The 7,013-nt window shown below is 70.6% G+C and carries 9 protein-coding genes; 2 read left to right on the plus strand and 7 right to left on the minus strand.

The features are described 5' to 3' along the window. The 5 genes from K8V11_RS02260 to moaA form a co-directional block, all read right to left on the minus strand. Window positions 1-285: ATP-binding cassette domain-containing protein (locus K8V11_RS02260; RefSeq protein WP_303910591.1), on the minus strand; the 285-nt coding region annotated here is incomplete at its 3' end. Then, window positions 282-1,082, minus strand: coding sequence for a molybdate ABC transporter permease subunit (gene modB / locus K8V11_RS02265; RefSeq protein WP_303910592.1), 801 nt, complete (start codon window positions 1,080-1,082; stop codon window positions 282-284). The genes modB and K8V11_RS02260, both read right to left, overlap by 4 nt. 2 nt (window positions 1,083-1,084) lie before the next feature. Beyond that, window positions 1,085-1,912 carry a molybdate ABC transporter substrate-binding protein gene (gene modA, locus K8V11_RS02270; protein ID WP_303910593.1) on the minus strand — a complete coding sequence of 276 codons (828 nt, stop codon included), beginning with the start codon at window positions 1,910-1,912 and terminating at the stop codon, window positions 1,085-1,087. 2 nt (window positions 1,913-1,914) lie between these two features. Then, the gene (locus K8V11_RS02275) at window positions 1,915-2,175 is read right to left on the minus strand and encodes a MoaD/ThiS family protein (protein WP_067470762.1); all 261 of its coding nucleotides are present in this window, start codon (window positions 2,173-2,175) and stop codon (window positions 1,915-1,917) included. After that, complete coding sequence (gene moaA, locus K8V11_RS02280) at window positions 2,168-3,151, minus strand: GTP 3',8-cyclase MoaA (RefSeq protein ID WP_303910594.1); 984 nt, start codon at window positions 3,149-3,151, stop codon at window positions 2,168-2,170. The genes K8V11_RS02275 and moaA overlap by 8 nt, the downstream gene beginning before the upstream one ends. Window positions 3,152-3,239: 88 nt before the next feature. Here moaA and moaCB point away from each other — a divergent pair, with 88 nt between their 5' ends. Both moaCB and K8V11_RS02290 read left to right on the plus strand, forming a co-directional pair. Next, on the plus strand, window positions 3,240-4,364 hold the full coding sequence (gene moaCB, locus K8V11_RS02285; protein ID WP_303910595.1) for a bifunctional molybdenum cofactor biosynthesis protein MoaC/MoaB: 1,125 nt from the start codon (window positions 3,240-3,242) through the stop codon (window positions 4,362-4,364). Beyond that, on the plus strand, window positions 4,354-4,794 hold the full coding sequence (locus tag K8V11_RS02290) for a molybdenum cofactor biosynthesis protein MoaE (RefSeq protein WP_303910596.1): 441 nt from the start codon (window positions 4,354-4,356) through the stop codon (window positions 4,792-4,794). Before moaCB ends, K8V11_RS02290 begins: the two co-directional genes overlap by 11 nt. A gap of 27 nt (window positions 4,795-4,821) precedes the next feature. Here the strand turns inward: K8V11_RS02290 and K8V11_RS02295 are convergent, their stop codons facing one another. Further along, on the minus strand, window positions 4,822-6,309 hold the full coding sequence (locus tag K8V11_RS02295; protein ID WP_303910598.1) for an FAD-dependent oxidoreductase: 1,488 nt from the start codon (window positions 6,307-6,309) through the stop codon (window positions 4,822-4,824). Continuing rightward, a partial coding sequence (locus K8V11_RS02300) for a molybdopterin oxidoreductase family protein (protein ID WP_303910599.1) occupies window positions 6,310-7,013 on the minus strand: 704 nt, incomplete at its 5' end. It abuts the gene before it with no gap.

Raw genomic sequence — 7,013 nt, forward strand, 5'->3', positions numbered from 1 at the left:
GACAAGCCGAGGCTCCTGGAATACGAAGGCGAGGCGGCGATGTTCCGGCGGAAGGTGGATCATGTCCGCGCCGCCCAGGGTAAAGGCCCCGGAAGGACCGAGGATCCCGCCGAGTCCGGCGAGGAACCGGAGGACGGTGGTTTTGCCGACGCCGTTCGGGCCGGACAGCGCGACGACTTCGCCGGGCGCGACGGAGAAGTCGACGGCGACGGAGAACTCGCCTCGGGTGATCGTGCCGGCGAGGCGGAGTGCGTGGTCGCGGGGGCTATGTGGGCATTCGCTCATGACACGCCCACCCGGTCCGCCCAGCGCCCGCGCAGCACGATAAGCACGGCGAGCGAGACGACGATGAGGAAGATCGACAGGATGTTCGCGCGGTCCGGGTCGGTCTGCAGCGCGAGGTAGATCTCCGAGGGCATGGTGCGGGTGACGCCCTGGAGGTTGCCGGCGAAGGTCACGGTCGCGCCGAACTCGCCGAGCGCGCGGGCCGCCGCGAGCACAGCGCCGGCGCCGATCCCCGGGAAGACCGCGGGGAGCGTGACCTTGCGGAACACCGTCGCCGGGTCCGCGCCGAATGCCGCGGCGGCCTCCTCGACATCGCGGTCGCGGGACAGCAGCGCGCCTTCGACGCTCATCACGAAGAACGGGAGAGCGACGTAGGCCTGGGCGATCACCACGGCCGCCGTCGTGAAGGGAATGGAGAAACCGAACGCGTCGAACAGCGGCTCGCCGGCCACGCCTCGGCGGCCGAGCAGCGCGAGCAGCGCGGCACCGCCGACGACGGGAGGCATCAGCATCGGCACCGTGACCAGCGCACGGACCACGCGTTTACCACGGAAATCGGGGCCGGCGAGCAGCGCCGCGATGGGAGTGCCGATGACGGCGCACGCCGCCGTCGCGCAGACGGCGCAGATCAACGAGAGCCTGATCGCGTCCCAGACAGCGCCGTCGGAGGTGAGCTCGGACAGCCGACCAAGCGGGGTGAGGATGACCAGCGCGAGCAGCGGGGCGACGAAAATCGCGACCCCGATCCAGCCGGCAACGCGGAGCGCGGCGCCTCCCGCGCGCGAGCGCGAACGCACCCCTAGTTGCCCTCGGGCGCGAGGAATCCGGACTTGGCGAGAATGTCCTGCGCCTCGGGGGTGAGGAGGAACTCCTGGAACCGGCCCGCAGCCGAGTTCGCGGCCTCGTCGCCGTCGTCGGCGGTCGACTGGGCGACGGGGTAGCTCGTGGTCGCGGCCTCGGCGTCCGGGACGTCGATGCCTAGGACATCGCCGCGCGCGGAGGCGACATCGGTGCGGTAGACGATGCCCGCGTCGACCTCGCCGGTGCGCACGCGCGTGAGCACCGCCGTGACATCGTTCTCGCGGGTGACGGGCTCGAACTGGACCCCGTCCGCGTCGATGACCTTCTTCGCTGCCGCGCCGCACGGCACCTCGACCTCGCACAACGCGACGCGGACGTCTTCGCCCGCGAAGTCGTCGAGCCCGTCGATGTGCGCCGGGTTGTCGGCGGGCACCGCGATCTGCGGGACGTTGCGGGCGAATATCGCTTCGCCTGTGACGACGCCGGCCTTGGTCGCCGGTTCCAGCGAGGCTTCGCTCGCGAGCATGACGAGGTTGTACGGGGCGCCGCCGATGAGCTGGGACACGAGCGTCGGCGAACCGGCGGGCTCGAACTCGACCTGCACATCGGGGTTGGTCTCGTTGAATTTCTCGATGAGCTGCGGGAGAACATCGGAGAGCGAGGCCGCGGCGCCAATTCGGATGGTGACCTGTGACTGCTCCGAGTCCGCACCGGAACCGGAATCGGTCGAGCATCCGGCGGCGAGAACCGCGGTGGCGGCGAGGGCTGCGCCTGCGCGGCGGAAGGTCGCCGCACGGGTGGAGGAACGGATGAGCGAGCTGGTCACGGTTAGCCTCCGGTGAAGGGCGGGAGCACGTCGACCTTGCGGCCGTGCGGGCGGGAGAGGTCGCGGGTGAGGACCTCGTCGACGAAGAAGCGGCACGCGTCGAGGAGTTCGACGGCCTTCTCGCCGTGGGTGCTCACGATGGCCTCGCGGACTCCGGCCAGCGTACCCCCGGCGACCTGCAGCGTCTCGCTTTCGGTGCCGACCGTGTCGGCGGCCCAGGCGAAATATTCGACTTCGACGGCCTGCGTGACGAGCTCAGCCACCGATTCCTCCCATCGTCCGCTTGGCGCGGGGGCGGTCGTCGGTGAGCCCGCCGTGTCCGGCCCACTTGCCCCACATCGCCTGTTTCCAGAGCTCGCCGATCTCCTCGTCGCTCGCGCCGGCGCGCAGTGGCGTGAGCAGGTCGGTTTCGTCGTCTCCGAACAGGCACGGCCGAACGGTCCCCTCCGCCGTGACGCGTGTGCGGTCACAGGCGGCGCAGAACTGCCGGGTGACCGACGCGATGATACCGACGGTGTGGGGGCCGCCATCGACCTGCCAACGTTCCGCGGGCGCCGCAGGATCGTCGCGCCCGACAGGGGTGAGCTCGAAGTGTTCGGACAGGACCGCGAGCAGCTCATCCGCGGTAACCATCGCGTCGCGCTGCCACGTCTGCTCCGCCTCGAGTGGCATCTGCTCGATAAAGCGCAGCTCGGCACCTTCGTCCATGCAGAACCTCAGCAGCTCCGGAGCGCCGGCGAGCGTCTCGCGCATCGCCACCGCGTTGACCTTGACCGGACCGAGCCCGGCGGCCTTCGCCGCGCGCACCCCGGCGATGGACGAGTCGACGCGGTCTCGGCGGGTGACTCGCTCGAATGTCGCCCGGTCGACGGTGTCGAGCGAGATGTTGACCCGCGTGAGCCCCGCTGCGGCGAGGGCGTCTGCGCGCTTGGCCAGGCCGAGCGCGTTCGTCGTGATCGCGAGCGGAACCGCCGGGTGCAGCTCGTGGCACCGCGCGACGATGTTTTCGAGGTCTCGGCGCAGTAGCGGTTCGCCCCCGGTGAAGCGCACCTCGGCGATGCCGAGATCGCGGATAGCGAGGTCGACGAGGCGGACGACTTCCTCCGACGTCATAAGCCGATCCGCGGGGACCAGCGGCAAACCTTCGGCGGGCATGCAATAGGTGCAGCGCAGGTTACATTTTTCGGTGAGCGAGACGCGGAGATCACGCGCCACGCGCCCGAACGTGTCGAGGAGCATCGCGCCTCCTTTTCCACCTGTTCGTCTCGCTCCCCAGGCTACGCGCGCGGCGGGCGGGCACGAAAAGCGCGGCGCTAGGATTGGGGCCATGGCCAAGCACTCCAAGCCCGAGAACGACGACGCGCCTGAGAACGCCGCAGGCGGACCGGGGCTGACGCACACCGATGCCGCCGGCGCGGTGCGCATGGTCGACATCGACGATAAGGCCGTGACCAGCCGAACCGCTACCGCGACGGGCGTTTTCGTCACGACCGCGAAGGTCATCGACCTCATCGCGAGCGACGGCATGCCGAAGGGCGACGTGCTCGCCACCGCGCGGCTCGCGGGGATCGGCGCGGCGAAGCACACTTGGGAGCTCGTGCCGCTGTGCCACCAGATCCCGCTGACGGGCGTCAAGGTGGAGCTCACCCCGAATGTCGACCGCATCGAGATCTCCGCGACGGCGAAAACGACGGGAAAGACGGGCGTGGAGATGGAGGCGCTCACCGCGGTGCACGTCGCCGCGCTCACCCTGCACGACATGGTCAAGGCCGTCGATCCCGCGGCGCGCGCGGAGGACATCAGGCTCGTCTCCAAGACCGGTGGCCGCTCGGGATCGTGGTCGCGAGGGGGCGAGGCGGGGCCTGCGGGCGCCGCACTTTCGGAGGCGGTCGGGGCACTGCGCGAGTTCGCCGCGCGCGAGCCGGGCGAGGCGCGCACGGCGGTCGTGCTCACCTCCTCGACCCGCGGGGCCCTCGGCGAGCGCAAGGACAAGACAGGACCGAAGATCGCGGACTGGCTGCGCGGCAAGGGGTATGACGTCGCAGGTCCCCTTCTCGTGGCCGACGCGGATATCTCCGTCGCGCTGCGGGAGGCACTCGCCGCGAAGCCCTCGGTCGTGCTCACCACCGGCGGCACGGGTGTCGCACAGGACGACCGGACGCCGGAGGCCGTCTCCGAGCTGCTCACCCGCGAGGTGCCCGGTGTAGGCGAGGCGATGCGCGCGCACGGCCGCGCGAACACCCCGCTGGCCGACGTGTCCCGCTCGGTCACCGGTTTCGCCGGTTCTACTTTTGTCGCGACCCTGCCGGGCTCGCGCGGCGGGGTGGCCGACGGGCTCGCTGTGCTCGACACCCTGCTCGACCATCTGCTCATGGTGTCCGAGGCGGTCGGGGATGCCGCCGGCGTGCACGAAGAGGGCAATTCGTCTGCAAGGGGCCGGCATGGGAAATAGCGTTCTGCTCGCGGAGATCCGCGATGAGGCGTTCGATCCGGCCGAGGTCGAGGCGCTCGTGCGCGCCGATTCGGTCGGCGCGACCGTGTGTTTCACCGGGCTCGTGCGCGACCACGACCGCGATCTCCCCGGCGAGACCGTGACCTCTCTCGAGTACTCCTCGCACCCGGCGGCACCGGATTTCATGGCGCAGGTGTGCGGCGAGATCGCCGCGAAGTTCGGGGTTCGCGTGGCCGCCGCGCACCGCGTGGGCACGCTCGCGGTCGGGGATGTCGCGGTCGCCGCCGCGGTGTCGAGCGCGCACCGCGGCGATTCATTCGAGGCGTGCCGCGAGCTCATCGACCGCATCAAGTCCGAGGTGCCGATCTGGAAGCGGCAGTACGGGGCGGCCGGTTCGGCCGAATGGGTCCGCGGCAACTGCGAGCACTGACTGGGCGCGACGCGGCCGTAAACCCGCTCACACGCTGACGGTCTCACGCGTGTGCGCGCCCTCCGCGTCCAGCCAGCCGAGGATCTTTTCCACTTTCGCCCTGCACGTCCCGCACCCTGTGGTCGCACGCGTGCGGTCGGCAACGGCGGGAACATCCCGCGCGCCGTCGCCGTGTGCGCGGACGAGAGCGTCTTTGGTCACCGCGTTGCACTGACACACCGTGTGCTCGCCGGGCATGTCCGCCGGTTCGGGCTCTCCACCGACCCCCGCCGACTCGGTTCCGGTGAGCATCGCGAGCCGATCGAGCGGCGCCCGTGCGCCTGAGTCGAACATCTGCGTCACCGCGCCGACGACGTCGTCCATCCCCACGAGCACGCCGCCGACGATGCGCCCCGATTCGACGACGAGCTTGCCGTAGCGGCCTGCCGCCGGGTCGGAGAGCACGGTCACTTCCGGTCCTCCCGGTTCCCAGTCGAACGGCTCCACGCACCAGCGCCCGAAGGAGGCGACGTCGAGCGCGTCGATCTTGAGTCGCACGGCCTCCCGCCGGTGGGCGATAGCGCGCGGAGCTTCAGCGCAGATGTTGTGGGCAACGACCTCAGCCTGCTCCCAACCCGGCCGTAGGGTCCCGGTGGGCACGCCTTCGAATTCGGCGCAGTCCCCCGCCGCCCACACCCCTCCCGCGCTCGTGGCGCAGCGTTCGTCGATGACGATGCCGCGCCGCACGTCAACGCCCGCGCCCTCGGCGAGTGCGGTGTTCGCCCGCACGCCGGCGGATACGACGACGAGATCGGCGGGCACGAACTCGCCGTCGCTGAGCCGTAGTCCGCCCTCCTCGACGCCGGTGGCGCGCGCGCCGAGCACGAGGTCGATGCCCTGTTCGCATACGCAGCGCGCGAGTATCGCGCCCGGGGTCGCGCCGAGCTGCTTGTCCATCGGCGCGTCGCCGGGATGCAGCAGCGCCACACGCGCGCCGCGGTCGGCGACGGCCGGGTTGCGCGCGAGCGCGTCCGCGATCTCCACGCCGAGAACTCCCCCGCCGATGACGGCGATGTTCCGGGCGCCGCGCGCCGCCGCGAGCACCCGTTCGCAGTCCTCCCGGTCGCGAAGGCCGAGGATTTCCGGACGTCCGACGTCATTGGCGGAAGTGAGGGCCGGCGGGAAGAAGGAACGCGCGCCGGTGGCGAAGACGAGGTGGTCGAAGTCCAGCTGTTCACGCCCCGCCGGGCCGTCGGCGAGGAGGTTTCGCGCGGCAACGTCGATGAACTGCACGGCAGTAGAGGTACGGAAATCGATGTCGCGTTCACTCCACCACCGTGCGGGGTGTAATTCGGTGCCGGCTGGATCGATGGTGCCCGCGAGCGCGGTGGAAAGCAGTACCCGGTTGTAGGCGAGATGCTGCTCGTCGCCGAGAACGACGATGTCGACCGAGCTGCTGCGGGAGCGGAGTTCCTCGGCGCAGCGGGCGCCGACCATTCCGCCTCCAACGATGATGACCCGGGTGCGGTGAGACATTCAGATCGCCTCCATCGTGACGTTGTTGACCTTGAAATCAGGCATCTTGCTGTGCGGATCGAGGCTCGCTTCGGTGGCGAGATTCGCGCGCCCGGCGCCGGGAAAGTGGAAGGGTACGAACACGGTGTCGCGGCGGAAGGTGGGATCGAGGAGGACGCGCGCCTCGATGGATCCGGCGCGCCCGCGGATTCGCACCATCGCCCCTTCTACGAGGTCGAAGGTGGTGGCGGTGTCGGGGTGCATGGTCGCGGTGACCTCCGGGTCGGTGCGCAGGAGTTCGGGCACGCGGCGGGTCTGCGCGCCGGACTGGTAATGCCCGAGCAGACGGCCGGTGGTGAGCACGACCTGGCTCTCGGCGACACGGGTGTCGAAGGTGTCGGGCGTCTCTACGAGCAGCGAGAATCGGGCGCGCCCGTCGGCGGTGGCGAAGGAGTCGAGGAAGAGCCGCGGCGTCCCGCCGGGCGCGTTTTTGCCGCACGGCCAGTGCAGAGCCTCGCCGGCGTCGAGCCTGGCGTGCGAGATCGCCGAGTAGTCCGCGACGCCGCCGGCAGAAGCGCGGGCGAGCTCGTCGAAGACCTCGGCCGGCTCCGTGGGGAACCAACGCGCGGGTTTGCCGAGGCGCTCGGCGAGGGCGCGCAGGATGTCGAGCTCGTCGCGCGTTTCCGCGGGCGGCTCGGCGGCACGGCGCCGGCGCAGCACGCGCC

The sequence above is a fragment of the Dietzia timorensis genome (genome assembly GCF_020742175.1).
Classification (GTDB): domain Bacteria; phylum Actinomycetota; class Actinomycetes; order Mycobacteriales; family Mycobacteriaceae; genus Dietzia; species Dietzia timorensis_A.

Coding starts and splice junctions, on each gene's coding strand:
- K8V11_RS02295 (WP_303910598.1), bottom strand. CDS start 6,309: ATGTCTCACCGCACCCGGGTCATCATCGTTGGAGGCGGAATGGTCGGC.
- moaCB (WP_303910595.1), top strand. CDS start 3,240: ATGGCCAAGCACTCCAAGCCCGAGAACGACGACGCGCCTGAGAACGCC.
- moaA (WP_303910594.1), bottom strand. CDS start 3,151: ATGCTCCTCGACACGTTCGGGCGCGTGGCGCGTGATCTCCGCGTCTCG.
- K8V11_RS02290 (WP_303910596.1), top strand. CDS start 4,354: ATGGGAAATAGCGTTCTGCTCGCGGAGATCCGCGATGAGGCGTTCGAT.